This window comes from Vibrio sp. V04_P4A5T148, from assembly GCF_963875605.1.
Taxonomy (GTDB): domain Bacteria; phylum Pseudomonadota; class Gammaproteobacteria; order Enterobacterales; family Vibrionaceae; genus Vibrio; species Vibrio anguillarum.
Genome location: NZ_CAWNMS010000023.1, coordinates 26,781 through 52,564, shown reverse-complemented (window position 1 = coordinate 52,564; position 25,784 = coordinate 26,781). Strand labels below are relative to the sequence as shown.

The window sequence follows — 25,784 nt, the reverse complement described above, 5'->3', positions numbered from 1 at the left end:
TTGTTCGGACCAGTTGGTGTCGCATTGTATACCCAAACTCACCAAAGACACTTTTTTTCACTCATTTTCTGAGCCCATTCACAGCCAAATAAGCGCCGTATAGTGTACAACTCACGCGACAGTGAGTGTTTTTTCAGTGCATAATGCCTCGATAGTTGGAGTTTTAGCTTAAGTGACGGTGAATACTTGAACGAATAGGTCAGGTATTAGATAATCATTGCATTATTAAAAAAGAATCACCTTTACAGGCATAAGTTAAGCATAATAAGTCTGACAGGTATTAACACGAGTGAGAGAGGCCATCGTGAGTGAAGTAAATGTACCATTGTCATTTTCTGATACTGCAGCACAACGCGTAAAAATGTTGATTGCTGAAGAAGAGAATCCAGCGCTAAAACTGCGCGTTTATATTACTGGTGGTGGTTGTAGCGGTTTTCAATATGGGTTTACCTTTGATGAAAATGTGAACGATGGCGATACCACAATCGTTAATAGTGGCGTGACATTAGTGGTTGACCCGATGAGCTTACAATATTTGATAGGTGGCATTGTCGATTACACAGAAGGCCTAGAAGGCTCTCGTTTTTTTGTCAATAATCCTAATGCAACAACAACATGCGGTTGTGGTGCATCATTTAGTGTTTAACTAAAAAAGGTTCGATGCACAATTAATCTACTGTAGCTAATTAAGCTTAATAGCCCTATGTATTTGGATGTTATGTAGGGCTTTGCCTTAACCTTAAGAAGGCAAGAACATAATAAAGGATTATCTATGCCTGATACCAACATCAGCCGTTCATCTATTGGCCGCTTTTTTTCGCAACGACCTTGGCTACTCTCGACGATTTTTATTCTACTTCTCTGTTTTTGGTTAGGTTTTGGGGCATTGAAAGCGGAAGAGCCCCGGCAAACTACCAATGACACCATTCCTTTTGCGAAAGTGATTTACCAATCTTTTGAGGCTGAATTGACCGATAAGCATATCGATCTTTACGGTCGGACCGCACCTAATCGTCAAGCTAAAATTGGTGCTGAAATCGCAGGGAAAATTACTCAGATATCGATAGCAAAAGGGCAGCCTGTTAATAAAGGACAACAGATCGTCTTAATTGATCAAGCTGATCTAGCGGCTCAATTAGAGAGTGCGCAAGCTTTGTTTAAACTCAAACAAAAAGAATTCAGTGCCGCTGAGTCGTTAAAAAATCGAGGTTTGCAAGGCGAAGTGGCCTTTGCTTCGGCGCAAGCCGCTTTGGCGGAAGCCAGCGCTGTACAGAGCCGCGCTCAATTGGCTTTGCGTAATACGTCAGTTGTGGCTCCTTTCGATGGCATTGTTCAAGACATCTTGATAGAAAAAGGCGATTTTGTCGGAGTGGGTGACCCGATGGTCACCTTTATTGATCTCAGTAAATTAGTGATAGAAGCGGATGTCAGCGAACGGCACATCCAAAAAATCAAACAAAACCAAACCGCTCGCATACGTTTTATTGATGGCACTATCATCGATGGTAAAGTCCGCTATATCTCTCGTGTTTCATCGCCTGCCACCAATACGTTTGCGATTGAAGTCGAGTTTGACAATCCCAATCAGTCTATCCCTGCGGGTGTGAGCGCTGAAGTTGAGATGAGTTTGGAAACGCAACTGGCGGTGAAAATCACGCCCGCCATGCTCGCGCTTGATGATCAAGGAAATTTAGGCGTTAAAACTCTGCAGCAAGATCGTGTTCGTTTTATACCGATAACATTGGTAAAAGCCGAACAGGATGGCGTGTGGCTAACTGGGCTAGGGGAGACGGTGGATATTATCACCGTTGGGCAAGGTTTTGTTCGAGATGGTGATCAGGTGATTGCGGTCAAGAAACCTAACCACTCAGCGCAGTAGGGGGCTTTATGTTTTCCATTATTGATGCGGCGCTATCTCGTTCGCGCACCATGTTATCGCTGCTGATTTTTATCTTGTTTGCTGGTGTGGCGACTTACTTGTCGATCCCTAAAGAATCGAGCCCCGACATTACCATTCCTATCATTTATGTCTCTGTCAGCCATCAAGGTATATCACCGAGTGACGCTGAACGCCTTATCGTACGCCCGCTAGAGCAAGAAATGCGCTCTATTGAAGGGGTAAAAGAGATGACGTCAAATGCCTCTGAAGGTCATGCTTCTGTTGTCTTGGAATTTAATGTTGGCGTCAATCTTGATAAAGCGATGGCAGATGTCCGAGATGCGGTTGATTTGGCTGAACCAAAATTACCAGCAGACAGCGATGAGCCGACTGTGAACGAAGTGACATTCGCATCAGAGCAACCGATATTATCAGTGGTGCTTTATGGCACTTTACCAGAACGAGCTATTGTACAAATTGCAAGGCAGTTGAGAGACAAATTAGAAAGCTACCGACAAGTATTAGAAGTTGATATTGCTGGCGATCGCGAAGATATTGTTGAGATCATCGTCGATCCCTTATTGATGGAAAGTTACGGGCTCGATCAAGGCGATATCTATAATTTAATCGCGCTGAATAATAAAGTCGTTGCGGCGGGTTTTGTCGATACGGGCTACGGACGTTTTTCCGTAAAGGTTCCTTCTGTCTTTGAATCCTTGAAAGATGTATTAGAGCTTCCGGTGAAGGTTGATGGTAAGCAAGTAATCACTTTTGGTGATATCGCGACCGTCAGACGGGCATTTCGAGACCCTGAAAGCTTTGCTCGTTTAGATGGTAAATCGGCGGTGGTGTTAGATGTTAAAAAGCGTGCAGGTGAAAACATTATCGAAACCGTTGAGCTGGTAAAAACGGTGATGACAGAGGCGCAAAAACGGGAAGATTGGCCAAGTAATCTATTGGTCAAATACACGTGGGATGAGTCGAAAGACGTTGAGATCATGCTCAACGATCTGCAGAACAATATCCTATCGGCAATCATCTTAGTTGTAATTGTGATTATTGCTATTTTGGGAATGAGGACCGCCTTGCTGGTTGGAATTTCGATTCCGGGTTCATTTCTAACTGGGCTGTTAGTGTTGTCTGTATTTGGTTTGACCGTCAATATTATCGTGTTATTTGCTCTGATTATGGCGGTTGGCATGTTAGTTGACGGTGCTATAGTTGTGACTGAATTTGCCGATCGGCGTATGCAAGAAGGTATGCCTCGCAAAGAGGCGTACCGTGATGCTGCAAAACGGATGGCATGGCCGATTACCGCATCAACTGCTACTACTTTAGCTGCTTTTGCCCCTCTGCTTTTTTGGCCGGACATCACGGGTGAGTTTATGAAGTACTTGCCCCTCACGCTTATCGCTACTCTTGCCGCATCGCTGATCATGGCATTGCTTTTTGTACCAGTGTTGGGAGGTTTAATTGGCCGACCGCAACATGCTTCGGCTGCCAGTCAAGCACGGATGATTGCTTTACATGAAGGTGATTTTTCCCAAGCGACGGGCATCACCAAGCTCTATTATCACACGTTGGCCATTGCGATTCGTCACCCACTTAAAATACTGTTCAGTGCGATAGTGCTCGCGATTGTGATTGGCTTTGCTTATGCCAAAGCAGGGCTCGGTGCCGAATTCTTCCCAGAGGTGGATCCGCCTTATTTCACTGTTAAAGTTCGTTCTTATGGCGATCTTTCCATCCAAGAAAAAGACACCTTAATGCGAGAAATTGAGCAGGTGATGCTTGGTCATGAGGAATTTGAGAGCGTCTATACTCGAACGGGGGGAGAGGATGAAATTGGCCAGATTCAAATTACCCCTGTTGATTGGCAATATCGCCGCACCGTCAAAGCGATTATTGAAGAGCTTAAAAGCACCACGGATCAATTTTCAGGGGTAGAAATTGAGTATAAGTTTCCAGATGCAGGGCCACCTGTTGAACATGATCTGGTGATTGAAATGTCGGCGCGTACTCCTGAAAACCTTGATGCGGCCGCTAAAATGGTCAGAAAGTGGGCTGATAACAATCTCGCGTTGACTAATATCAGTGACACCTCAAATAAAGAAGGAATTGACTGGCGAATTGATATTCGACGTGATGATGCTTCTCGATTTGCAGCCGATGCGACATTGGTGGGTAACACAGTGCAATTTGTGACTAATGGACTAAAAATTGGTGACTACTTGCCTGATGATGCAAACGAAGAGGTCGATATTCTGGTTCGGTACCCAGAGGATAAACGAGATATTGGTCGATTTGATCAGTTACGGGTCAACACACCCGCAGGTCTGGTGCCGATAACCAATTTTGCGCAGATAAAACCGGATCACAAACAAGATACGATCAAACGGATTGATGGTCGACGGGTTATCGATATTATGGCGGATCTAAAGGAAGGGTATAATCTGGCCCTTGAATTGCCGAAAGTTACTCAAGCATTGTCGGAACTGAATTTACCTAATGGGGTGGAGTTTAAATTACGAGGGCAAAATGAAGAGCAGGAACATTCCTCAGAATTTCTAAAAAATGCCTTTTTGATTGCGCTGGTGGTTATGGGGTTAATTCTGGTTACGCAATTTAATAGTTTTTACCAAGCATTCCTCATTTTAAGTGCAGTACTGTTTTCAACGGTCGGAGTATTTGCGGGCCTGCTGATTTTCCAAAAACCTTTCGGCATTATTATGTCAGGTATTGGGGTCATCGCCTTGGCTGGTATCGTGGTGAATAACAATATCGTATTGATAGATACTTATAACCAACTGATACGCAGAGGCTTGTCAAAACAAGAGGCCATTTTACGCACTGGTGTTCAGCGTTTAAGGCCCGTTTTATTGACCACAGTGACGACTATTTTAGGGTTATTGCCAATGGTACTGGAGATGAACATAGATTTGATTAACCAGAAAATTGAGTTTGGCGCTCCCAGCACGCAATGGTGGTCACAACTCGCCACGGCCGTTGCGGGAGGCCTTGCTTTTGCCACTGTCTTAACGTTAGTACTGACGCCTTGCTTGTTGATGTTGGGGCGTAAGGAACCACCACCTACTCTCGAAGAGTAATCTGCTCAATCATTACACTATGAGGCCCACATTATTGGTGGGCCTTTTTTTATTATTTATTGGCATAGAGTAATTGGCTATAGCGTTCTAGCTTCCCAAGCCTAATTTGAGCATTGGCGATAAAGGTGGTTTTTGCTTGGCCCGTTAAGGATTTAGATTGCGGTAAAGAGACCGTTCTAGGGTTTTTGTGTACACCGTTGACCAAAAATTCATAGTGAAGATGAGGGCCGGTGACTCTGCCCGTCCCGCCTAATGTACCAACCGTTTGTCCTTGTTTGACTCGCTGACCTGTTTTAACCATGCGTCGTTGTAAGTGCAAATATTTGGTAATGTAGGTATTACTGTGACGTATAAACACATAATTACCATTAAATTGGTTGTAACTTGATTTTTCAACCACACCATCGCCAGCAGCCCAAATCGGGGTACCAACGGGCGCGGCGTAATCGGTTCCTCTGTGTGCAGTGACTTTTCCTGTGACGGGATGGCGACGGACAGGATTAAAATTCGATGTTACGCGACGAAAATCGATCGGCGAGCGCAAAAAAGCCTTTTTCATGGCTCGGCCATTTTCGTCATAGTAATTACCCGTAGCATCGTCCAATATTGCTGTGAACGTCGTTCCTTGGTTGGTAAAAGCGGCGGCAATAATATTTCCGCGGCCAATCACTTCACCTTCCACCACTTTTTCTTGGAATAGCAGCTTAAATCGGTCACCTTCACGAATATCTAACGCAAAATCGACATCCCAACCAAATATCCCCGCCAGCTCCATAATTTGATTTGCCGTTAAACCCGCGCTTATCCCCGCGTTCCAAAAATTTGAAGTAATACTCGCTTCTGCATAGTTGTACTGGAACATCAGCTCTTTTTTATCAAACTCAGAAGTAAAGCCATCGCCCGATTTAGTGATGCGAAAGCTTTCAAAAGCGCTAATAATGCGATTGAGTTGAACAAGTTCATTATTTTCATCAAAGCCAAATTGCAGCTCATCTCCTGGCTTAAGTCGTGACAGCTGGCTGTCAATATCACGATTTGTAGCCGTGAGTTGATAGAGTAAGCGAGCCGAAAGCCCAATTCGCTGAAATAATACCGCAGCACTTTCGCCAGGTTTAACTCGATAAGTTTCCCAACGTAACATCGCCGACGGAGATATGGGCACCCCGGTGGAGAGGGCTTCAGCATTAATGGTTAATGGATAGTGACGACCGATTTCTAGACGATTCGGATCTTTAGCAAGCTCTTCTGGATTTGGCAGAAATACCAGCGCGAAAACCATGAGAGCGCTTAAAAAGGCGATGAGGGTTCGATGCACCCAAGGGAGACGAGCAAAAATTGAAAGCATATCTAGGTTCGTTTAGTCAATTATAAAGAAATTAGCCAGTTCATTAGTCTAACTGGTTTCAAAAAGCATCGCTATTCAAGTAAGATGTTCAACTATTAAATTTTGCCAAATCTGTAGGAGTGAACAAGAATGGCGAGTATTGAAGCGGCTTTAGCTGAAATTAAACGCGGCGTTGAAGAGCTAATCCCAGAAGATGAATTGATTGCGAAACTGAAAGAAAACCGTCCACTGCGTATTAAATTAGGTGCTGATCCAACGGCTCCTGATATCCATCTTGGACATACGGTGATCCTCAATAAATTGCGTGCATTTCAAGATTTGGGCCATGAAGTCACCTTTTTGATTGGTGATTTCACGGGTATGGTTGGTGACCCAAGCGGTAAAAATACCACGCGTCCACCGCTCACTCGTGACGATGTTTTGCGTAATGCTGAAACCTATAAGACACAAGTGTTTAAGATTCTTGATCCGGCTAAAACGAAAATTCAGTTTAACTCTGAATGGTTGTCTTTATTGGGCGCGGAAGGCATGATCCGTCTTGCATCGAACCAAACGGTGGCACGCATGCTAGAGCGCGATGATTTCAAAAAGCGCTACGCTAATGGTCAGCCTATTGCCATTCATGAATTCATGTATCCACTCCTACAGGGTTATGATTCAGTCGCGATGGAGACAGATGTTGAGCTTGGCGGTACTGACCAAAAATTCAACCTATTGATGGGCCGTGAACTGCAAAAAGCACATGGTCAAAAACCACAAGTAGTCTTGATGATGCCACTGCTTGTTGGTTTGGATGGCGAGAAAAAAATGTCCAAATCAGCGCACAACTACATTGGTGTCAGTGAATCGCCAAGTGAAATGTTTGGCAAAATCATGTCGATCTCTGACACATTAATGTGGAGCTACTACGAGCTGCTTTCTTTCCGTCCATTGGAAGAAGTCGCACAGTTCAAAGCTGATGTTGAAAATGGCACGAACCCACGCGATCTTAAAATCTTGTTGGCGAAAGAGATCATTGCACGTTTTCACTCTAAAGAAGAGGCGGATGCGGCTGAACAAGAGTTCATCAATCGCTTCCAAAAAGGTGCGATGCCAGAAGAGATGCCAGAATTTGAATTTGCAGCGGGTATTGCTATCACTAACCTGCTCAAAGAGGCGGGTTTAGTGGCTTCAACGTCTGATGCGATGCGAATGATCAAGCAAGGCGGAGCCAAACAAGATGGCGAAAAAATCGACGACAGCAAAAATGTACCAGCCGCGGGGACTTATGTTTACCAAGTCGGCAAGCGTAAGTTCGCACGAGTTACTGTAAAGTAAAAATCACAGTAAAGTGAACAGTCTATTCATCAAAGCGCCTAAGGGCGCTTTTTGGCTGGGCCTGATCTTGGCATATTAAAATCTTCAATCTGAATGGTGTGGTTGGGTATGTGTGAAATTGGAACGCATTGGATGCAAAGATCAGAGTGTATTTCGCCAAAGGCTTTGGTACAATTTGCGCACTGCTAATTGAGCAGTACTTTCGGAGATTTTTATGAACAATACCGACCATCCCCCTAGTATGAAGGGAGAAAAATAACCGCTTTCGGTATTGGCGATCTTCGCTCCTACCTTCAGTGGTAGGGCTTATCTTTTCTGATTTACTCCTCTCGATTTTTCTCCTGCTTTCTAGTTTGAAATGAAAACTTATCTGTGAATTACATTGATGAACAATGACGTCATTGCTCACGAATATATTGCATTTGGGTATCATTTCGATGGTCGTTACCTTTGCCAATCGGGAGATTCGCCATGACGGTAATGAGCAACATTTATATTGAAAATTCACCTAACTTTTCTTTGGAAGAGATTGGTGCGGCTCGTAATGCATTTTTGCAGTACGAACAGCAAAAACAGGTACATTTATTGGCAGTGATGCCTATCGAAGAGGCAGTGGCGATTTTACGTCACTGTACTATTGGTTATGTTCAGCAACTACTCAGTGAATTAGATAAAGGGGGCTATGACATTCGCGCTCGCCATTACGCTAACCAATTGGGGTTTATTTACTCAGAAGTTGAAACGGCACAAAGCTATTTAACCACTAGCGTGATTGAACATGTGAAGCAGCGTATTGGCTGGATTATTCTATTGGCACTACTTGGTATCGTATCCGGGCTGATTATTACCCAGTATGAAGATACATTGAGTCAGCTTGTGCTCTTAGCTGTGTATATGCCTGTTATTGCCGCTGCAGGTGGGAATACTGGCTCGCAAGCTGCGACGTTAGTCGTGCGCGCGTTAGCGGTTGGTGAGTTACGCAAACGCCAATGGTTGCGTGTATTGTGGAAGGAGTGCCGTGTTGCGGTTTGCCTTGCGTTGGCTATCTCTGCGGTGATGGTGGCTCGCATTATGTTGTTTAGTGATGCCAACTCAACCGGAGGCTTTCCACTAGAAAACATTGCGTTTGCAATTGCGGTTGCGCTCTTTATCCAAGTCACCATTTCCACGACGATTGGCGGCTTATTACCCATTGCTGCGCGCGTTTTTAACTTAGATCCTGCGGTATTAGTTAGCCCTGTACTGGCTTCTATCGTCGATATTTCGGGTATGTGGATCTACTTTAACGTGGTGAACTATTCATTAGGACTGAGCTGACTGAACTTAACGACATCTTCAAAGAAGAGCGTCTCAAATTGAGCAATTGGGGCGGTAACACTAGTGTTATCGCCTTGATCTTGCGGATAATAATCAGTGATGAATTGAACAAATAATGTACTCGGTTTTCCTTGTTTATCTAAACCGAAGCCCGCCATGTTATGCGTTCCATAAAGCGAACCACTTTTGGCAATCAGCTGCCCTTGTATAGCTTGGCCACGCATACTACGTCGGTACTGTAAGGTACCGGATTCACCGGCTTTAGGCATGATATCAATAAGCTTAAGGGTCTGATTATTAATCCAAATGTAATTCAGCACATCCACCATATTTTGTACTGAAAGGCGGTTGTTACGTGATAAACCCGAACCATCAGCCAACTGAGCTTGTGCCAAGTTGATGCCTGTTCGAGAAAAAAGGATCTGCTTGATCGCCTCGGTGCCATTACTAAAACTACCGGGTTGAATAAAAAAATGCTGGCCAAGTGTTTTGGTTAAACTGTCAGCAATCAAATTGTCAGACTCTTTAAGCATCATTTCTAACAACGGGTACAGTGGCATAGATTGATGTGTCGCTATCAATGAACCCTTTTCTATGCTCAGTTCATCTTGTTTTACACCCAGCTTAACCTCGCCTAGCAATTCAATACCCACTTGTTTGAGTTGCTTATAAATCATACGCGTGGCGTATAAGTTTGGGTCTTGCACGGCAAACGTTAGTGGCAGAGGTTGTTTTCGCTCGGCCAAACAGCCGTCGAGTTGGTAATGGTTCTGCTCTGAAGTACGCAGTTCTAAATCACAGCGAGCGCTCTCTTGTTCAGTCTTAGTGACACTTCTTGCGTAGCTGGTCACGTGAATGGGATAGTGCTCAGGCACATAAACCCGAGTTTTCCCGTTCGGCTGCGTATAAATAGAGGCTTGCACACAATTACCATCCAGAGTAATTGCACTTGATGGGGCGCTATAGCATACCCCCAGAATATCCCAAGGTGATCCAACCGCGCGGTCGTAACCTGAAAAGGCTGAATTATCTAACCAAAGGTTGCCTTTTATTTGTGAGATGCCCTGTTTTTTTAGCTCGCTGAGTAGCTGCTTCATATCTTGGCTGGTTAACGTAGGGTCGCCAGAGAAGTGAATAACAATGTCATCGCCATGTTGAGTTAGCTGAGTCGTGAAGCGAAATTGTTCGCCAAGCTCTAGCGTGGCGGCAAGCGCGGTGAGCATTTTTAAAGTGCTGGCAGGAGGGAAAAGCGCTTGTATGTTATTAGTATCTTGAAAAACCTGTTCAGTGGCTAAAGAGTGAACGAATAAACCCACCCGAGTACCTTGTGGCAGTGTTTGCAAAGGCGTATACGCCAAAGTCGATAAAGGAAAGAAGAACGAGAGGATGAATAAAAAAGCACTGCGGTTTAATAAGAGCATAACACGGCATTTCAGGGCGGAATGTGCATACAGTATAGCGAGATAAAAAAACGCCTGCTAGCAAGCAGGCGTTTTAAATCTATGACATTAAGCCAAGAATTAGAAGTCGTAACGTAGACCTAGTGCTAGTTCGTCTTCAGATTTAGCTTTACCTACTTTGTCTGAATCAAGTAGGTTGAAGTTGTAAGAGATGTACGAACGGAAGTTAGGTTTGAAGAAGTAAGTTGCATCAACTGCAAAGTTATCAGCTTCATCTGCTTTATTACCAGAATTTTTAGATTCTAGGTAGTTGTAAGTAGAAGTGAATACAGCTTGACCCATAGTGTATTTTGCTGCTAGCTCATAACCAGTTTTATCTGTTTTGCTTGCTGCTTTGTCTTGACCATCAACAAAAGTACCAGCGAAGTAGAAATCAGAGATAGCGTAAGACGCTGCTAGCATGTATTGATCAGAAGACTTATTCGCTGCTGTATCTTGATCTGCGTAACCCGCACCTAGCACAACGCCAGTGTCGCCGATTGCATAGATAGCCGATAGAGAGTAGCCGTCTGCATTGTTGTCTGTGTATTCCGCATTCCATACACCGTTGCTATCTTTATCTGCAGAACGATCAGCAAAACGGTAGCTTGCTTTAACGCCTAGATCAGCAAATTGACCTTTATAAGCCACCATGTTGTCTACGCGGTCTGCTACAGCGATTTTATACGCTGCTGAGTTGCCGTGGTAAGCCATGATATCAGTAAAGTCAGTGATAACACCTAGCGCGCCGTCATTTTTACCGTAAGTCACTTCACCGAAGTTACCGCCGATACCAGCATAAGTGTAACGGTTATCTAGGTTGTCGTTTTTATCATCACGGTCGTTAGTAGTGAACTCACCTTCGTAGAAACCAACGCCGTATAGGCTGTCGTTGATCGCTACTTTACCTAGGAAGTTTAGACGTACGCGTGATGCATCGTCCGCTTTGCCATCTTTAAGAGAAAGACGTGCTTCTGCGCGGCCGCCCATTTCTAGAGATGTACCGTCTTGGTTGTATAGCTCACCAGCATTTACACCAGTTACTACTGCAGCAGCTGATACTGCTAAAGCAATCAGAGTTTTGTTCATCTTATTAGTCCTAATTTACTGTCCATAAATATTTTTATTTGCGACGTCTATATCGTCCTTCGAGTGCTTTTGAACATTGAGTTGCATAGGTTGGGTTTTGTAAACCTTCACTAACGTACAACCAAACGTTACTAGCATTTCGTGTTCTACTTTTTACTCTTAAGTTCCGAAATTAGTTAGTAAAATGATATAAAACAGGTTTATGAACACCGTTTTATTTCGTGTAAATAAATATCAAGTCTTTGTTTTTTATTTGGTTTATTGGTTTTTATCAACTGGTCTGAATAGTTTATTTTTTATTTTTTTTTAGTGAAGTGGGTCGGTTTTTTGTGCGAAAACATTCGTGAAAATGAGCTTTGTGTCTGTTTTTTATCACTTTCCCCCAAACTCATTCACAGAAATCTGACAGGGGTCACGTGTGATTTAAGATGATTTAGTCACGAAGTTTGATTACACTGATTAGCAACTATGTTAATCCATGTACTACCTAACCTTTGTTGTGTTGGGTAGTTTTGTTTTGCCCAAATACGAATTTTGGCATTAGAGGTATAAAATGGAAAAAGTTCCAATGACAGTTCGTGGTGAACAATTGCTGCGCGAAGAGTTAGATAGGCTGCTAAAATTACGTCCACAAATTACCCAAGCTATTGCAACCGCACGTGAACTTGGCGACCTAAAAGAAAATGCGGAATATCACGCTGCTCGAGAAGAGCAAGGTATTTGTGAGGCTCAAATTCGTGATATTGAATATAAGCTATCTGTTGCTCAGGTGATCGATATCACTAAAATGGAAAATACAGGCAAAGTGATTTTTGGTTCAACAGTGACATTGATTGACAGTGATACTGATGAAGTGAAACGCTACCAGATTGTGGGTGAAGATGAAGCTGAGATTAAATCTGGGCGCATTTCTGTCAGCTCACCGATTGCCCGCGGTTTGATCGGTAAAATGGAAGGTGATGAGGTGATTATCGCCACTCCTGGTGGTGATAAAGATTTCGAAATCGATAAAGTTGAATACCTCTAATTCATTTCAACAACAATCAAAAAGGTCGCAGTGTGCGACCTTTTTTTGTCTGTATCCATCAGAGTCAGAGCGTCGATAACGCGACTGATTACTTACGAGGGATCTCGATTTTACGTTGCTCGGTTTGACGAAATAGTACGAGAATCTTACCAATGGTTTGTACTTTTTCTGCGCCAGTCTCACGCACGATAGCATCGATAATCAACTGCTTAGTTTCGCGATCTTCGGATGCTACTTTCACTTTGATCAGTTCGTGGTGGTTGAGGGCAATCTCGATTTCCGCTAGAACAGCCTCAGTGAGTCCATTCGCGCCCATCAGTACAACAGGTTTCAAACTGTGTGCTAGGCCTTTAAGGTGCTGCTTTTGTTTGGTGCTTAGGTTCATTATGCGGCCAATTTTATTTAATATAAGGGTTGAAAAAAGCTATTTTAACGCCATCTATCCCTGAAGACTATATTTTCTACCATACTTTCTTGGATGGAAACATTTCAGTTAGGAATCGAATGAGTAAACAGAAGCATTCGGCCAGCTCTAGTCGCTGGTTGAAAGAACATTTTGATGATAAATACGTGAATGAAGCCAAAAAGAGAGGTTATCGTTCGCGTGCTATTTTCAAAATAGAAGAGATTCAAAATAAAGATAAACTGCTTAGGCCAGGAATGACTGTTGTGGATTTAGGGGCGGCTCCCGGTGGGTGGTCTCAATATTCAGCGGGTATCGTCGGTGATAAAGGCCGAGTGATCGCGTGTGATATTTTGCCGATGGATCCTATTGTTGGGGTTGCTTTCTTACAAGGCGATTTTCGTGAAGAGGCCGTGCTGGACGCACTATTAGATCGTATACAGCCTGATATGGTTGATGTGGTGATGTCAGACATGGCACCTAACATCGCCGGAAATAATTCGGTTGATCAGCCAAGGGCAATGTATTTGGTTGAACTAGCTCTAGATATGTGTCGACAAGTTCTTACTCCAAATGGTAGTTTTGTGGTCAAGGTTTTTCAGGGAGAAGGCTTTGATGATTATGTCAAAGAAGTTCGAAACCTGTTTAAAGTCGTGAAAATAAGAAAACCAGACTCTTCGCGAGCTCGCTCAAGAGAAGTCTTTGTTGTAGCCACTGGTTACAAAGGTTAACGTTTTTGCTGTACAAGGCATAAGTTAACATATGGCTACAGGTTACAAACTGTAGTACCCTACCTTTAATTACAATTAGTTATCGCGAGGCTTACACCTTGAGTGATATGGCAAAAAATTTAATTCTGTGGCTAGTTATAGCTGTCGTTTTAATGTCGGTATTCCAGAGCTTTGGCCCTGGTGATAGTAACGGCAAAGCAGTGGATTACACCACGTTCGTACAGGAAGTTGGCCAAGGCCAGATTCAAGAAGCTCAATTTAACAATAGTGAAATTTCCTTTACTCGTAGAGGCGGTGGTACTCGCTATGTAACTTACATGCCCGTGTACGATCAAAAACTGCTTGATGATTTGATTAATCAAAACGTTAAAGTACAAGGTACACCACCAGAAGAGCAAAGTTTGCTCGGGACCATTTTTATCTCTTGGTTCCCAATGATCCTACTGATCGGTGTTTGGATATTCTTCATGCGTCAAATGCAAGGTGGCGGTGGCAAAGGTGCCATGTCATTTGGTAAGAGCAAAGCTCGTATGATGAGTGAAGAGCAAATCAAAACCACGTTCGGTGATGTGGCTGGGTGTGACGAAGCGAAAGAAGATGTGAAAGAGCTTGTGGATTACTTGCGTGATCCGAGTCGCTTCCAAAAACTGGGTGGGAAAATTCCAACGGGTGTTTTGATGGTTGGTCCTCCTGGTACAGGTAAAACATTACTGGCAAAAGCAATTGCTGGTGAGGCGAAAGTACCGTTCTTCACTATATCTGGTTCTGATTTCGTTGAAATGTTTGTTGGTGTCGGTGCATCTCGTGTACGTGACATGTTCGAGCAAGCGAAAAAGGCTTCACCTTGTATCATCTTTATTGATGAGATTGATGCGGTAGGTCGTCAACGTGGTGCTGGTGTCGGCGGCGGTCACGATGAGCGTGAGCAGACTTTAAACCAAATGTTGGTTGAAATGGATGGTTTTGAAGGCAATGAAGGCGTTATCGTCATTGCGGCAACCAACCGTCCAGACGTTTTAGACCCAGCATTGCTGCGTCCGGGGCGTTTTGACCGTCAAGTGGTGGTCGGTTTACCTGATGTTCGCGGTCGTGAACAGATCTTGAAAGTTCATATGCGCAAAGTACCTTTAGCTGGTGATGTTGAACCTTCATTGATTGCTCGCGGAACACCGGGTTTCTCTGGTGCCGATTTGGCGAACTTAGTGAACGAGGCGGCGTTATTCTCTGCTCGCGGTAACAAACGCAATGTTTCAATGGTTGAGTTTGAGTTAGCAAAAGACAAAATCATGATGGGTGCTGAACGTCGTTCGATGGTGATGTCTGAAGAAACTAAAGCATCAACAGCTTATCATGAAGCAGGACACGCCATTGTTGGTCGTTTGGTACCTGAACATGATCCTGTTTATAAAGTATCGATTATTCCACGTGGTCGAGCTTTAGGTGTGACGATGTACTTGCCTGAACAAGACAGAGTTAGCATGTCGAAGCTGCATCTTGAGTCTATGATTTCAAGCTTGTATGGCGGTCGTTTAGCGGAAGAGTTAATTTACGGCCCAGAAAACGTTTCAACTGGTGCATCAAACGATATCGAACGTGCGACAGCCATTGCTCGTAAAATGGTTACGCAATGGGGCTTTTCGGAAAAACTTGGCCCATTGTTGTATGCAGAAGATGAAGGTGAAGTCTTCTTAGGGCGCAGCGTGACTCAAACTAAGCATGTGTCTGAAGATACTGCTAAGTTGATTGATGACGAAGTTCGTAAAATTATTGACCGCAACTATGATCGTGCGCGTAAAATCCTTGAAGAAAATATGGATATTATGCATGCAATGAAAGATGCGTTGATGAAATACGAAACGATTGATGCAGGCCAAATTGATGACTTAATGGAGCGTAAAACCGAGATTCGCGAACCTGCAGGTTGGGCTGATCAAGCCAAAGCTCAAGCAGAAAAAGCGGAAGCGGAAAAAGCTCAAGAGCCAAAAGTAGAGCCAGCAGCAGAAGACGAAGTAGCCACTGAGTCCTCAGAAAAGAAAGATGCTGAGTAATCGTTAATATTCAAATTAAACCCCGAGCTTTCTCGGGGTTTTTGTGTTTTAGAGCAAAATGAAGATTCAAACCCCAACAAAGACACTTATCCTCGATCGTCCTCATGTCATGGGTATCTTGAACATGACTCCGGATTCATTTTCCGATGGTGGAAAATTTAACGCGCTAGATTTGGCACTAGAGCATGCCGATACAATGATTGCCGCAGGTGTCAGCATTATTGATATTGGAGGGGAGTCAACTCGGCCGGGGGCTCCAGAAGTGACTCTCGATGACGAATTATCTCGTGTTATTCCTATTATTAAAGCTATTCGTGCAAAGTATGACGTCTGGATTTCAATTGACACCAGTAAAGCTGAAGTGATGCGTCAGGCGGTTGAGGCTGGTGCTGACTTGATTAATGATGTTCGTGCACTGCAAGAGCCGGGGGCATTAGAGGTTGCGGCTAAAGCACAAGTGCCTGTCTGTATCATGCATATGCAAGGCCAGCCACGAACGATGCAAACCAGTCCACATTACCAAGATGTGTTAGCGGATGTTAAGCTCTTTCTAGAAGATCGAGTCGCAGCGTGCGAGCGCGCGGGGATCGCGCGTGCAAATATTATCCTCGACCCCGGTTTTGGATTTGGCAAAACCATTGAGCATAATTATTATCTGCTTGCACATCTAGACGCATTTCATCAGCTAGGTTTGCCGATATTGGCTGGAATGTCTCGTAAGTCAATGATTTTTAAACTACTCAATAAAAAACCAGCTGAATGTATGGTGGCGAGCGTTACCTGTGCAGCTGTAGCTGCAATGAAAGGTGCACAGATTATTCGTGTCCATGATGTGAACGAAACCATTGAAGCAATGAAAATAGTACAAACCATTATTCAAAATAGTTAACAATAATAATTAAGGAAAAATCATGTCTGACAAAAGACGTTACTTTGGTACAGATGGTGTCCGCGGTAAAGTTGGACAGTATCCTATCACTCCCGATTTCGTATTAAAACTTGGCTGGGCGGCTGGACGTGTATTGGCAAAACAAGGCACGAAAAAAGTCATTATTGGTAAAGATACGCGTATTTCAGGTTATATGCTTGAGTCGGCTCTAGAAGCGGGCTTAGCCGCTGCAGGATTAAAGGCGATTTTTACCGGACCTATGCCGACGCCAGCTGTTGCTTACCTGACTCAAACCTTTCGTGCAGAAGCGGGGATCGTTATCTCAGCGTCGCATAACCCTTATTACGATAACGGCATCAAATTCTTCTCATCCGAAGGGACTAAATTACCTGATGAAATTGAATTGGAGATCGAAGCTGAATTGGATAAACCGATTGAGTGTGTCGAGTCTGCCGAACTTGGTAAGGCTTCACGTATGGTCGACGCTGCAGGGCGGTATATCGAGTTTTGTAAAAGTACCTTTCCATCGCAATGGAATTTATCAAAGCTGAAAATCGTCGTTGACTGTGCTCATGGTGCCACCTATCACATCGCGCCTAATGTCTTTAAGGAACTTGGCGCTGAAGTGATAGCAATGGGGGTTGAGCCAGATGGTCTGAATATTAATGACGAAGTTGGAGCAACGGATGTCCGTGCGTTGCAACAGCGCGTTGTGGCAGAAAAAGCAGATTTAGGACTGGCATTTGATGGTGATGGCGATCGCTTAATTATGGTTGATGAGCTTGGCAATAAAGTGGATGGAGATCAAATTGCCTATATCATCGCCCGTGATGCCCTGAGACGTGGAGAATTAAAAGGTGGTGTTGTTGGAACGCTAATGACAAACCTTGGTATGGAAAACGGCTTAAAGCAGTTAGGTATCCCTTTTGTGCGAGCGGCGGTTGGTGACCGTTATGTGATGGAAAAATTGCTGGCAAAAGGTTGGAAAATTGGCGCAGAAAATTCAGGGCACATCATACTGCTAGACAAAGTGACTACGGGTGATGCGATTGTTGCGGCGTTGCAAGTTCTTGCTTCCGTTGTGGGCAGTGAAATGTCGCTCAATGAACTGGCTAAAGGCATGACGCTTTACCCGCAGGTTTTAGAAAACGTACGTTTTAGTGGTGATTCCAACCCATTAGAAGCCGAAGCGGTAAAAGCGGCAGTAGCTGCCGTAGAAGCGGAACTTGGTAGCCAAGGTCGAGTGCTCTTGCGTAAATCAGGTACTGAACCTTTATTGCGCGTGATGGTGGAAGGGGAAGATGCTGAGCTAGTAAAAAATTCAGCATTAAAGATAGCGCAAGCGGTTAAAGATAATTGCTAACCAGACAAATAATATGAGTTAACCTAGGATTTCATGACCGTAATTTGGCTTGAAATCTTATGGTTAGCTGTACACATAGGGTGTCGTTGCCCTTTTTTTAACCGCTTGAAGCATAAACTCCATTTTTTTATAAAATACTCCTTGTCAGCATGGGATGCATTCGTTAGTATTGCGTCCGCCTTCGTTGAGGAGGTCGCTAGCCTTGTTCAAGTCAGTTGATAAGAACGGCGCTGGCTCAACTATTTGGAACATAGGTGGAAGTAATGTTTACAGTTCTACTTGTGATTTACCTGTTGGCAGCGCTTGGTATCATTGGCCTAGTGTTAATTCAACAAGGTAAAGGCGCAGATATGGGAGCCTCTTTCGGTGCTGGCGCGTCAAACACTGTGTTTGGTGCTAGTGGCTCAGGAAATTTCCTAACCCGAATGACTGCAATTTTTGCAACCGTATTCTTCATTCTTAGTTTGGCATTGGGCAATTTGTCTACGCATAAAACTGAATCACAATGGATTGACCCAACTAAAGGTCAAGTGATTGAGCAAACTACGGATACAGCGAGTGACGTTCCAGTAAAATCTGGTGACGAAATCCCGCAATAACTTATCTTAGATAAGTACAAATAATTGCCGAGATGGTGAAATTGGTAGACACACTAGCATGAGGTGCTAGCGCCTTAGGTGTGAGGGTTCGAGTCCCTCTCTCGGCACCATTATTTACAAACTTGTAAATCACTTGATAGAGCGTATAATGCTCGCAAGTCGGACGCGGGGTGGAGCAGCTTGGTAGCTCGTCGGGCTCATAACCCGAAGGTCGTCGGTTCAAATCCGGCCCCCGCAACCAATTCTTTTTGGGTTTTGGATGCAAGTTTGTGCAGTGTCAACCTCACTGCAATTGAGAATTTAGATTCTCAATCATCAGGGTCCAGCAACAAAAAACCCCGACTAATCGGGGTTTTTTGTTATCTGAGTTTCTCAAGTACGAGATTTTCAGATAGTTGCTTGGAATTTAAATTGGGCTCTGTGCCCTTTTTTTGTTTCTGGAGTGGTTTAAATGACTGGTTTAGAAAGACAACTTACTGAAATGCTTGACGCTCCAGTAGCGGCATCAGGTTATGAGTTAGTTGGATTAGAATTTATTCGTGCCGGAGAGCACTCAACATTACGCATCTATATTGATCATGAAAACGGTATTAACGTTGATGATTGCGCAGAAGTGAGCCATCAAGTGAGTGCTGTGCTCGATGTTGAAGATCCAATTTCTGTGGCTTACAACCTAGAAGTTTCTTCACCAGGTTTAGAGAGACCACTTTTTAAAGCAGCGCATTATGAACAGTTTATTGGTCACGAAGTCAGCATCGTTTTGAAAATGGGTGTCGGCAACCGTCGCAAATGGAAAGGAATTATCCATTCTATTGATGGTGAAACCGTTGCAATTAGCGTTGATGGGAAAGAAGAACTATTTGCGCTAAGCAATATTTCTAAAGCTAACCTGATCCCTAAATTTTAGTTCTCCTAGAGAAAAGAGCTTAAGAGGCTAGATTAAATGAGTAAAGAAATTTTAGCGGTAGTTGAGGCGGTTTCGAACGAGAAGGCCGTACCTCGTGAGCGTATTTTTGAGGCGCTTGAAACTGCGCTTGCCACATCAACAAAGAAGAAACATGAAATTGAAGTCGATGTACGTGTTGCTATCGACCGTAAAACGGGTGAGTTTGAAACTTTTCGCCGTTGGTTAATCGTTGAAAATGTTGAACATCCAACAAAAGAAATTTCATACGATGCAGCTAAATACGATGACGAAACAGCTGAACTTGGTCAATATATTGAAGATCAAATTGAATCAGTGACCTTTGACCGTATTACAACACAAACAGCAAAACAAGTTATCGTACAAAAAGTGCGTGAAGCTGAACGTGCGCAAATCGTCGAACAGTTTATTGATAACGAAGGTGAGTTGGTTACTGGCGTTGTTAAGAAAGTAAACCGTGATTCGGTTATTCTGGATTTAGGTAATAACGCTGAAGCGGTTATTTTACGTGATGACCAGCTACCGCGTGAAAACTTTCGTCCAGGTGACCGAGTTCGTGGTCTGCTATATGCTGTACGCCCTGAAGCGCGCGGATTCCAACTCTTCATTACTCGTTCAAAACCAGAAATGCTCGCTGAGCTATTCCGTGTAGAAGTGCCAGAAATCGGTGAAGAGCTGATTGAATTGAAAGCCGCGGCTCGTGATCCGGGTTCACGTGCGAAAATTGCAGTCAAAACCAATGACAAACGCATTGACCCTGTGGGCGCGTGTGTCGGTATGCGTGGAGCACGTGTTCAAGCCGTATCGAGTGAGCTCGGCGGTGAGCGCATTGATATCGTTCTTTGGGATGATAACCCAGCTCAATTTGTTATCAATGCAATGGCACCAGCAGATGTTGCATCGATCATCATGGATGAAGATACGCACTCAATTGATATTGCTGTTGAAGCGGATAACCTAGCGCAAGCAATCGGTCGTAATGGTCAAAACGTACGTCTCGCTTCTCAACTGACTGGTTGGGAATTGAATGTTATGACGGTTGCTGATCTACAGAAAAAACATCAAGAAGAATCGATGGCTTCTATTGAAAACTTCATGAAGTACCTCGATATCGAGCAAGACTTCGCTGAGTTATTGGTTGAAGAAGGCTTCTCAACGCTTGAAGAAGTGGCTTATGTGCCAGTTGCTGAGCTACTTGAAGTTGACGGCCTAGATGAAGATATCATCGAAGCATTGCGTACTCGCGCGAAGAATGCGTTGACCACGATTGCGCTAGCACAAGAAGAGTCTTTTGAAGGGCTAGAGCCAGCAGAAGATCTGCTCGCACTAGAAGGTTTAGAGCGTGAAATGGCCTTTAAACTCGCAGCGAAAGGCATAGTCACATTAGAAGATCTTGCTGACCAAGGTATTGATGACCTCGAAAATATTGAAGGTCTAACAGAAGAACGCGCAGGTCAATTGATCATGGCAGCGCGCAATATTTGTTGGTTTAGCGAAGAAGAATAATTCTCAGCAAGGGGAGAGAGCGGCATGACACAACTTACAGTTAAAGCACTGAGTGAAGAAATTGGTACGCCAGTTGACCGCTTGTTAGAACAACTTGCTGATGCAGGCATGAACAAAACGAGTTCTGATAACGTTTCTGATGATGAAAAGCATAAGCTACTGTCACATCTTAGAAAAGAGCACGGTGATACCACTGGTGACTCAGAGCCGACTCGTTTGACGTTGCAGCGAAAAACACGCAGCACATTGAGCGTCAATGCCGGCGGCGGCAAAAGTAAGAATGTTCAAGTTGAAGTGCGTAAAAAACGTACCTACGTTAAGCGCAGTGCAGTAGACGATGAAGCAACACGTGAAGCGGAAGAAGCCGCGCAACGTGAAGCACAAGAATTAGCAGCGCGTGAAGCACAAGCAAAAGCAGAGCGCGAAGCCGAAGAAAAAGCAAAGCGTGAAGCCGAAGAAAAAGCGAAGCGTGAGGCACAAGAGAAAGCGAAGGTTGAAGCACAAACGAATGCAACAGCTAACGCGGATGAGAAAGCAAAACGTTCTGCAGTGAAACCAGAACTTTCTGCTGAAAATAAAATGAAGCAAGAAGCAGCGCGAAAAGAAGCCGAAGAGCTTAAACGTCGTCAAGAAGCCGAAGCATTACGTAAAGCTGAAGAGGAAAGTCAGCGCCAGCTAGAAATAGCACGTGAATTGGCTGAGAAGAATAAAGAGCGTTGGTCTGCTGAAGAAGAGAAAAAGGGTAGTATGGAAGAAAATACAGATTACCATGTTACGACTTCAACGTATGCACGTGAAGCCGAAGATGAAGCAGATCGCCGTGAAGAAGGTGCTAGCCGTAAATCTACGAAAGCTAATAAGAGCAAAATCTCATCTCAGGATGATAAGCAAGAGCGCGGTACGCGCCGAGGCAAAGCTCGTAAAGGTCGTATGGCTAAACCTGCATCGATGCAACATGGTTTTGATAAAACAGCGGTTGTCGCTAAGCAAGATGTTGTGATCGGTGAAACGATTGTTCTTTCTGAACTGGCAAACAAAATGTCAGTGAAAGCAACTGAAGTTATCAAAGTGATGATGAAGATGGGCGCAATGGCAACCATCAACCAAGTGATCGACCAAGAAACCGCGCAATTAGTCGCTGAAGAAATGGGTCATAAAGTTCTCATCCGCAAAGAGAATGAACTGGAAGAAGCGATCCTTTCTGACCGTGATAACAAGTTTGAAGCAGTGCCTCGTGCGCCAGTTGTGACCATCATGGGTCACGTTGACCACGGTAAGACATCAACACTTGATTACATCCGTCGCACACACGTTGCATCAGGCGAGGCCGGTGGTATTACTCAGCACATTGGTGCTTACCACGTTGAAACACCAAACGGTATGATCACCTTCCTTGATACTCCTGGACACGCTGCGTTTACTTCAATGCGTGCTCGTGGTGCTCAAGCGACAGATATCGTTGTATTGGTTGTTGCAGCAGATGATGGCGTGATGCCACAAACGGTTGAAGCGATTCAACATGCGAAAGCGGCGAATGTACCACTTATCGTTGCAGTGAACAAAATTGATAAAGATGGCGCGAACCCAGATGGCGTGAAAAATGAGCTTGCTCAACACAACATCATTCCTGAAGAGTGGGGCGGTGAGAACATGTTTGTTCACATCTCTGCGAAACAGGGAACTAATATTGATGGCCTACTAGAAGCTATCCTACTTCAAGCTGAAGTTCTTGAGCTTCATGCTGTTAAAGATGGTATGGCGTCTGGTGTGGTAGTTGAGTCTCGTCTTGATAAAGGCCGTGGCCCTGTGGCAACTGTTCTTGTTCAATCAGGAACACTACGCAAAGGCGACATCGTACTATGTGGTCAAGAATATGGCCGTGTTCGTGCGATGCGCGACGAAACTGGTAACGAAGTTACGGAAGCGGGCCCATCAATTCCTGTTGAAATTCTAGGTTTGTCTGGTGTTCCAGCTGCCGGTGATGAAGCAACAGTGGTACGTGATGAGCGTAAAGCACGTGAAGTAGCAAATTATCGTCAAGGTAAATTCCGTGATGTGAAGCTTGCACGTCAGCAGAAATCTAAGCTCGAAAACATGTTCTCTAACATGACAGCGGGTGAAGTGGCTGAACTGAACGTGGTACTAAAAGCAGACGTTCAAGGTTCGGTTGAAGCCATTGCTGATTCACTGCGTAACCTTTCAACTGATGAAGTGAAAGTGAACATTGTGGGTTCTGGTGTGGGTGGTATCACAGAAACTGACGCAGTACTTGCAGCAGCTTCTAACGCTATCGTACTTGGCTTTAACGTTCGTGCTGATGCATCAGCTCGTCGTACTATCGAATCTGAAAACTTAGACCTACGTTACTACTCAATCATTTATCAATTGATTGATGAAGTAAAAGCGGCCATGAGCGGCATGCTAGCACCAGAGTTTAAGCAAGAGATCATTGGTCTTGCTCAGGTTCGTGAAGTATTTAAATCACCTAAACTAGGTGCAGTTGCTGGTTGTATGGTGACTGAAGGCGTTATCAAACGTAATAGCCCTATCCGTGTTCTACGTGATAACGTGGTTATCTACGAAGGTGAGCTTGAGTCGCTACGTCGCTTTAAAGATGACGTGCAAGAAGTGAAGAATGGCTACGAATGTGGTATCGGCGTTAAGAACTACAATGATGTTCGCGTTGGTGACCAAATCGAAGTCTTCGAAACAGTGGAAATTAAACGTACACTGGATTAATTGACTGACGTTGCTGTATTGAAATAGACAGTAATCGGTTGTTGAATACACCATGGGGGGCTGGGTTGAACCATCCCCCCATTCTTTCTATATGTGAGAAAAGATATGTCAAAAGAATTTAGCCGCACGCAGCGCGTATCCCAACAGCTGCAAAAAGAACTCGCCATGATCATACAACGTGAAGTCCGTGACTCACGCTTAGGTATGGTGACTATTTCAGAAGTCGAAGTGTCACGTGACCTTGCTTATGCAAAAGTGTTTGTGACGTTTCTATGCGTTGGTGAGCAGACCCCAGAAAGCTGCTTAGCTGCGTTAAAAGAGCATGAAGTTCATATCCGCATGATGCTTGGCAAACGTATTCGCTTACGTTTGACACCAGAAATTCGCTTCACTTATGACAATACTTTGGTTGAAGGTATGCGCATGTCCAACTTGGTGACTGAAGTGGTCAGCAATGATAAGCGCAGACAGAAAGATGCAGGACGTGAAGATGAAGCGCCTGCTGAAGAAGGGAATGAATAGATGGCTCGTCGTCGTAAAGGTCGCCCAATCAACGGGGTAATTTTACTGGATAAGCCAACGGGTATCTCCTCGAATGATGCCTTACAAAAAGTAAAACGTATTTATTTTGCAGAAAAAGCCGGACACACTGGCGCGCTCGATCCTTTGGCAACAGGAATGTTGCCTATTTGCCTTGGTGAAGCGACAAAATTCTCTCAGTTTTTACTTGATTCAGATAAGCGTTATCGAGTCATTGCAAAACTGGGTGAGCGAACCAATACCTCTGATTCAGACGGAGAGGTAGTGGAAACACGCCCTGTCAATGTGCAATTAAATACCCTGCGAGAGTGCATCGAGCGTTTTCGTGGTGAAACCGACCAAATTCCGTCAATGTTTTCTGCACTGAAATATCAAGGCCGTCCTCTATATGAATACGCTCGTGAAGGCATTGATATTCCGCGCGAATCTCGAAAAATCACTGTCTATGATATTGAATTGATTCGTTTCGAAGGTGATGAAGTTGAAATGGATGTGCACTGTTCGAAAGGCACGTATATCCGCACTATCGTGGATGACTTAGGTGAAATGCTTGGTTGTGGCGCACATGTGACCATGCTGCGTCGTACTGCGGTCGCGAAGTACCCATATGAGAAGATGGTGACTTTAGAGCAACTTGATGCATTGCTGCAACAGGCGCTGCGTGATGATGTCGCACCGAAAAATGTGTTGGACTCGTTATTGATGCCAATGGACAGTGCGGTGCAAGATTTGCCGGAAGTTAACCTTATTCCTGAGTTGGCAGACATGGTACAACATGGCCAACCAGTGCAAGTGTTGGGTGTGCCACTTGATGGCACAGTGCGCATGACCATGGGTGAAGAGAAACTCTTTATCGGTGTGGGTGAAATTGACCAAGATGGTCGTGTTGCGCCTAAGCGATTGGTCGTTTTTAGAGACGAAGAGTCGCTTTAAATAGCTATTGCTTAACGTTGGGGATTTCCCTATAATCCCGGCTTCGCGTAGCGGCTGAATCAGAGATTGGCTGCTACACCTTTAAACTTACTCTTATTAGGAGAGCATTATGTCTCTGAATGCAGAAACTAAAGCGGCAATCGTTGCTGAATACGCACGTGGCGAAGGCGACACTGGTTCACCAGAAGTACAAGTAGCACTACTAACTGCTTCTATCAACCACCTACAAGGTCACTTCAAAACTCACAAAGGCGATCACCACAGCCGTCGTGGTCTACTACGCATGGTTTCAAGCCGTCGTAAGCTTCTAGACTACCTAAAAGGTAAAGATTTAGGTCGTTACCAAGACCTAATCAAACGTCTTGAGCTACGTCGCTAAGATCAGTTTGTTCAGAAAAGGGGCTTTTAGCCCCTTTTTTGTTATCTAAATTTGGCACAATCTCTCCTAAGTCGCTATACTACCCGCCGTTAAAGTGTGTTGTATGTACTTTAACGCTTCATACTCATAGCATTACAGTCACCGAAGTCGGCCAGCAGGTCGCGGCTATTAAAAGTAGCGTTCAGATACCAGTGGGAGCGGCAAGCCCA

21 protein-coding genes and 2 tRNA genes are annotated in these 25,784 nt (G+C 44.3%); 19 read left to right on the top strand and 4 right to left on the bottom strand.

The window, feature by feature from the left end:
* Positions 1 to 304 precede the first annotated feature (304 nt).
* From erpA to AACT18_RS03140, 3 genes are all read left to right on the top strand, one after another.
* Positions 305 to 646, top strand: coding sequence for an iron-sulfur cluster insertion protein ErpA (erpA, locus tag AACT18_RS03150; protein WP_026027518.1), 342 nt, complete (start codon positions 305 to 307; stop codon positions 644 to 646).
* Positions 647 to 772: 126 nt separating this feature from the next.
* Positions 773 to 1,879, top strand: a complete 1,107-nt coding sequence (locus tag AACT18_RS03145; RefSeq protein WP_094125596.1) for an efflux RND transporter periplasmic adaptor subunit — start codon at positions 773 to 775, stop codon at positions 1,877 to 1,879.
* An 8-nt stretch (positions 1,880 to 1,887) separates the two neighbouring features.
* Positions 1,888 to 4,986 (top strand): efflux RND transporter permease subunit, encoded by a 3,099-nt coding sequence (locus AACT18_RS03140; RefSeq protein WP_094125597.1) that lies wholly within the window; start codon positions 1,888 to 1,890, stop codon positions 4,984 to 4,986.
* Between the two features lie 52 nt (positions 4,987 to 5,038).
* Here AACT18_RS03140 and AACT18_RS03135 read toward each other — a convergent pair whose 3' ends face one another.
* Complete coding sequence (locus AACT18_RS03135; RefSeq protein WP_094125598.1) at positions 5,039 to 6,331, bottom strand: peptidoglycan DD-metalloendopeptidase family protein; 1,293 nt, start codon at positions 6,329 to 6,331, stop codon at positions 5,039 to 5,041.
* A gap of 129 nt (positions 6,332 to 6,460) precedes the next feature.
* On the opposite strand from AACT18_RS03135, the gene tyrS reads away from it, so the two are divergent.
* Positions 6,461 to 7,648 carry a tyrosine--tRNA ligase gene (gene tyrS / locus AACT18_RS03130; RefSeq protein ID WP_013857629.1) on the top strand — a complete coding sequence of 396 codons (1,188 nt, stop codon included), beginning with the start codon at positions 6,461 to 6,463 and terminating at the stop codon, positions 7,646 to 7,648.
* A 471-nt stretch (positions 7,649 to 8,119) separates the two neighbouring features.
* Complete coding sequence (locus AACT18_RS03125; RefSeq protein WP_094143331.1) at positions 8,120 to 8,965, top strand: magnesium transporter; 846 nt, start codon at positions 8,120 to 8,122, stop codon at positions 8,963 to 8,965.
* On the opposite strand, the gene dacB is transcribed toward AACT18_RS03125, so the two are convergent.
* Both dacB and ompU read right to left on the bottom strand, forming a co-directional pair.
* Positions 8,944 to 10,386 (bottom strand): serine-type D-Ala-D-Ala carboxypeptidase, encoded by a 1,443-nt coding sequence (gene dacB / locus AACT18_RS03120; protein ID WP_094124680.1) that lies wholly within the window; start codon positions 10,384 to 10,386, stop codon positions 8,944 to 8,946. The two genes, AACT18_RS03125 and dacB, sit on opposite strands and share 22 nt — an antisense overlap.
* Before the next feature lie 99 nt (positions 10,387 to 10,485).
* Positions 10,486 to 11,493, bottom strand: coding sequence for a porin OmpU (gene ompU / locus AACT18_RS03115; RefSeq protein WP_094142994.1), 1,008 nt, complete (start codon positions 11,491 to 11,493; stop codon positions 10,486 to 10,488).
* 553 nt (positions 11,494 to 12,046) lie between these two features.
* Between ompU and greA the strand changes: the two genes are divergently transcribed.
* Positions 12,047 to 12,520: a transcription elongation factor GreA gene (gene greA, locus AACT18_RS03110; protein ID WP_013857625.1), complete on the top strand. Its 474-nt coding sequence runs from the start codon at positions 12,047 to 12,049 to the stop codon at positions 12,518 to 12,520.
* An 88-nt stretch (positions 12,521 to 12,608) separates the two neighbouring features.
* Here the strand turns inward: greA and yhbY are convergent, their stop codons facing one another.
* A complete protein-coding gene (gene yhbY, locus AACT18_RS03105) occupies positions 12,609 to 12,905 on the bottom strand; it encodes a ribosome assembly RNA-binding protein YhbY (RefSeq protein WP_010318529.1) in 297 nt (98 codons plus the stop codon).
* A 119-nt stretch (positions 12,906 to 13,024) separates the two neighbouring features.
* Here yhbY and rlmE point away from each other — a divergent pair, with 119 nt between their 5' ends.
* From rlmE to rpsO, 13 genes are all read left to right on the top strand, one after another.
* Positions 13,025 to 13,654 (top strand): 23S rRNA (uridine(2552)-2'-O)-methyltransferase RlmE, encoded by a 630-nt coding sequence (rlmE, locus tag AACT18_RS03100; RefSeq protein ID WP_047690104.1) that lies wholly within the window; start codon positions 13,025 to 13,027, stop codon positions 13,652 to 13,654.
* Positions 13,655 to 13,752: 98 nt separating this feature from the next.
* Positions 13,753 to 15,702: an ATP-dependent zinc metalloprotease FtsH gene (gene ftsH / locus AACT18_RS03095; RefSeq protein WP_017049783.1), complete on the top strand. Its 1,950-nt coding sequence runs from the start codon at positions 13,753 to 13,755 to the stop codon at positions 15,700 to 15,702.
* 58 nt (positions 15,703 to 15,760) lie between these two features.
* Positions 15,761 to 16,591: a dihydropteroate synthase gene (gene folP / locus AACT18_RS03090; RefSeq protein ID WP_094144262.1), complete on the top strand. Its 831-nt coding sequence runs from the start codon at positions 15,761 to 15,763 to the stop codon at positions 16,589 to 16,591.
* Positions 16,592 to 16,613: 22 nt separating this feature from the next.
* Positions 16,614 to 17,954, top strand: a complete 1,341-nt coding sequence (gene glmM / locus AACT18_RS03085) for a phosphoglucosamine mutase (protein ID WP_017045391.1) — start codon at positions 16,614 to 16,616, stop codon at positions 17,952 to 17,954.
* A 263-nt stretch (positions 17,955 to 18,217) separates the two neighbouring features.
* Entirely contained in the window at positions 18,218 to 18,553 is a 336-nt protein-coding gene (gene secG / locus AACT18_RS03080) for a preprotein translocase subunit SecG (RefSeq protein WP_010318534.1), read from the top strand.
* A gap of 26 nt (positions 18,554 to 18,579) precedes the next feature.
* A tRNA-Leu gene (locus AACT18_RS03075) sits at positions 18,580 to 18,663 on the top strand.
* A 54-nt stretch (positions 18,664 to 18,717) separates the two neighbouring features.
* Positions 18,718 to 18,794 (top strand) — tRNA-Met (locus AACT18_RS03070).
* A gap of 210 nt (positions 18,795 to 19,004) precedes the next feature.
* A complete protein-coding gene (gene rimP, locus AACT18_RS03065; protein ID WP_013857619.1) occupies positions 19,005 to 19,460 on the top strand; it encodes a ribosome maturation factor RimP in 456 nt (151 codons plus the stop codon).
* A gap of 36 nt (positions 19,461 to 19,496) precedes the next feature.
* A complete protein-coding gene (nusA, locus tag AACT18_RS03060) occupies positions 19,497 to 20,984 on the top strand; it encodes a transcription termination factor NusA (protein WP_013857618.1) in 1,488 nt (495 codons plus the stop codon).
* A 24-nt stretch (positions 20,985 to 21,008) separates the two neighbouring features.
* The gene (infB, locus tag AACT18_RS03055; RefSeq protein WP_017043248.1) at positions 21,009 to 23,723 is read left to right on the top strand and encodes a translation initiation factor IF-2; all 2,715 of its coding nucleotides are present in this window, start codon (positions 21,009 to 21,011) and stop codon (positions 23,721 to 23,723) included.
* A gap of 105 nt (positions 23,724 to 23,828) precedes the next feature.
* Positions 23,829 to 24,245: a 30S ribosome-binding factor RbfA gene (rbfA, locus tag AACT18_RS03050; RefSeq protein WP_094124560.1), complete on the top strand. Its 417-nt coding sequence runs from the start codon at positions 23,829 to 23,831 to the stop codon at positions 24,243 to 24,245.
* Positions 24,246 to 25,196 carry a tRNA pseudouridine(55) synthase TruB gene (gene truB, locus AACT18_RS03045; RefSeq protein WP_013857615.1) on the top strand — a complete coding sequence of 317 codons (951 nt, stop codon included), beginning with the start codon at positions 24,246 to 24,248 and terminating at the stop codon, positions 25,194 to 25,196. It begins immediately after the preceding gene.
* Between the two features lie 109 nt (positions 25,197 to 25,305).
* Complete coding sequence (gene rpsO / locus AACT18_RS03040; protein WP_010318921.1) at positions 25,306 to 25,575, top strand: 30S ribosomal protein S15; 270 nt, start codon at positions 25,306 to 25,308, stop codon at positions 25,573 to 25,575.
* Positions 25,576 to 25,784 lie beyond the last annotated feature (209 nt).

Coding starts and splice junctions, on each gene's coding strand:
- AACT18_RS03145 (WP_094125596.1), top strand. CDS start 773: ATGCCTGATACCAACATCAGCCGTTCATCTATTGGCCGCTTTTTTTCG.
- AACT18_RS03140 (WP_094125597.1), top strand. CDS start 1,888: ATGTTTTCCATTATTGATGCGGCGCTATCTCGTTCGCGCACCATGTTA.
- AACT18_RS03135 (WP_094125598.1), bottom strand. CDS start 6,331: ATGCTTTCAATTTTTGCTCGTCTCCCTTGGGTGCATCGAACCCTCATC.
- tyrS (WP_013857629.1), top strand. CDS start 6,461: ATGGCGAGTATTGAAGCGGCTTTAGCTGAAATTAAACGCGGCGTTGAA.
- AACT18_RS03125 (WP_094143331.1), top strand. CDS start 8,120: ATGACGGTAATGAGCAACATTTATATTGAAAATTCACCTAACTTTTCT.
- dacB (WP_094124680.1), bottom strand. CDS start 10,386: ATGCTCTTATTAAACCGCAGTGCTTTTTTATTCATCCTCTCGTTCTTC.
- ompU (WP_094142994.1), bottom strand. CDS start 11,493: ATGAACAAAACTCTGATTGCTTTAGCAGTATCAGCTGCTGCAGTAGTA.
- greA (WP_013857625.1), top strand. CDS start 12,047: ATGGAAAAAGTTCCAATGACAGTTCGTGGTGAACAATTGCTGCGCGAA.
- yhbY (WP_010318529.1), bottom strand. CDS start 12,905: ATGAACCTAAGCACCAAACAAAAGCAGCACCTTAAAGGCCTAGCACAC.
- rlmE (WP_047690104.1), top strand. CDS start 13,025: ATGAGTAAACAGAAGCATTCGGCCAGCTCTAGTCGCTGGTTGAAAGAA.
- folP (WP_094144262.1), top strand. CDS start 15,761: ATGAAGATTCAAACCCCAACAAAGACACTTATCCTCGATCGTCCTCAT.
- glmM (WP_017045391.1), top strand. CDS start 16,614: ATGTCTGACAAAAGACGTTACTTTGGTACAGATGGTGTCCGCGGTAAA.
- secG (WP_010318534.1), top strand. CDS start 18,218: ATGTTTACAGTTCTACTTGTGATTTACCTGTTGGCAGCGCTTGGTATC.
- rimP (WP_013857619.1), top strand. CDS start 19,005: ATGACTGGTTTAGAAAGACAACTTACTGAAATGCTTGACGCTCCAGTA.
- nusA (WP_013857618.1), top strand. CDS start 19,497: ATGAGTAAAGAAATTTTAGCGGTAGTTGAGGCGGTTTCGAACGAGAAG.
- infB (WP_017043248.1), top strand. CDS start 21,009: ATGACACAACTTACAGTTAAAGCACTGAGTGAAGAAATTGGTACGCCA.
- rbfA (WP_094124560.1), top strand. CDS start 23,829: ATGTCAAAAGAATTTAGCCGCACGCAGCGCGTATCCCAACAGCTGCAA.
- truB (WP_013857615.1), top strand. CDS start 24,246: ATGGCTCGTCGTCGTAAAGGTCGCCCAATCAACGGGGTAATTTTACTG.
- rpsO (WP_010318921.1), top strand. CDS start 25,306: ATGTCTCTGAATGCAGAAACTAAAGCGGCAATCGTTGCTGAATACGCA.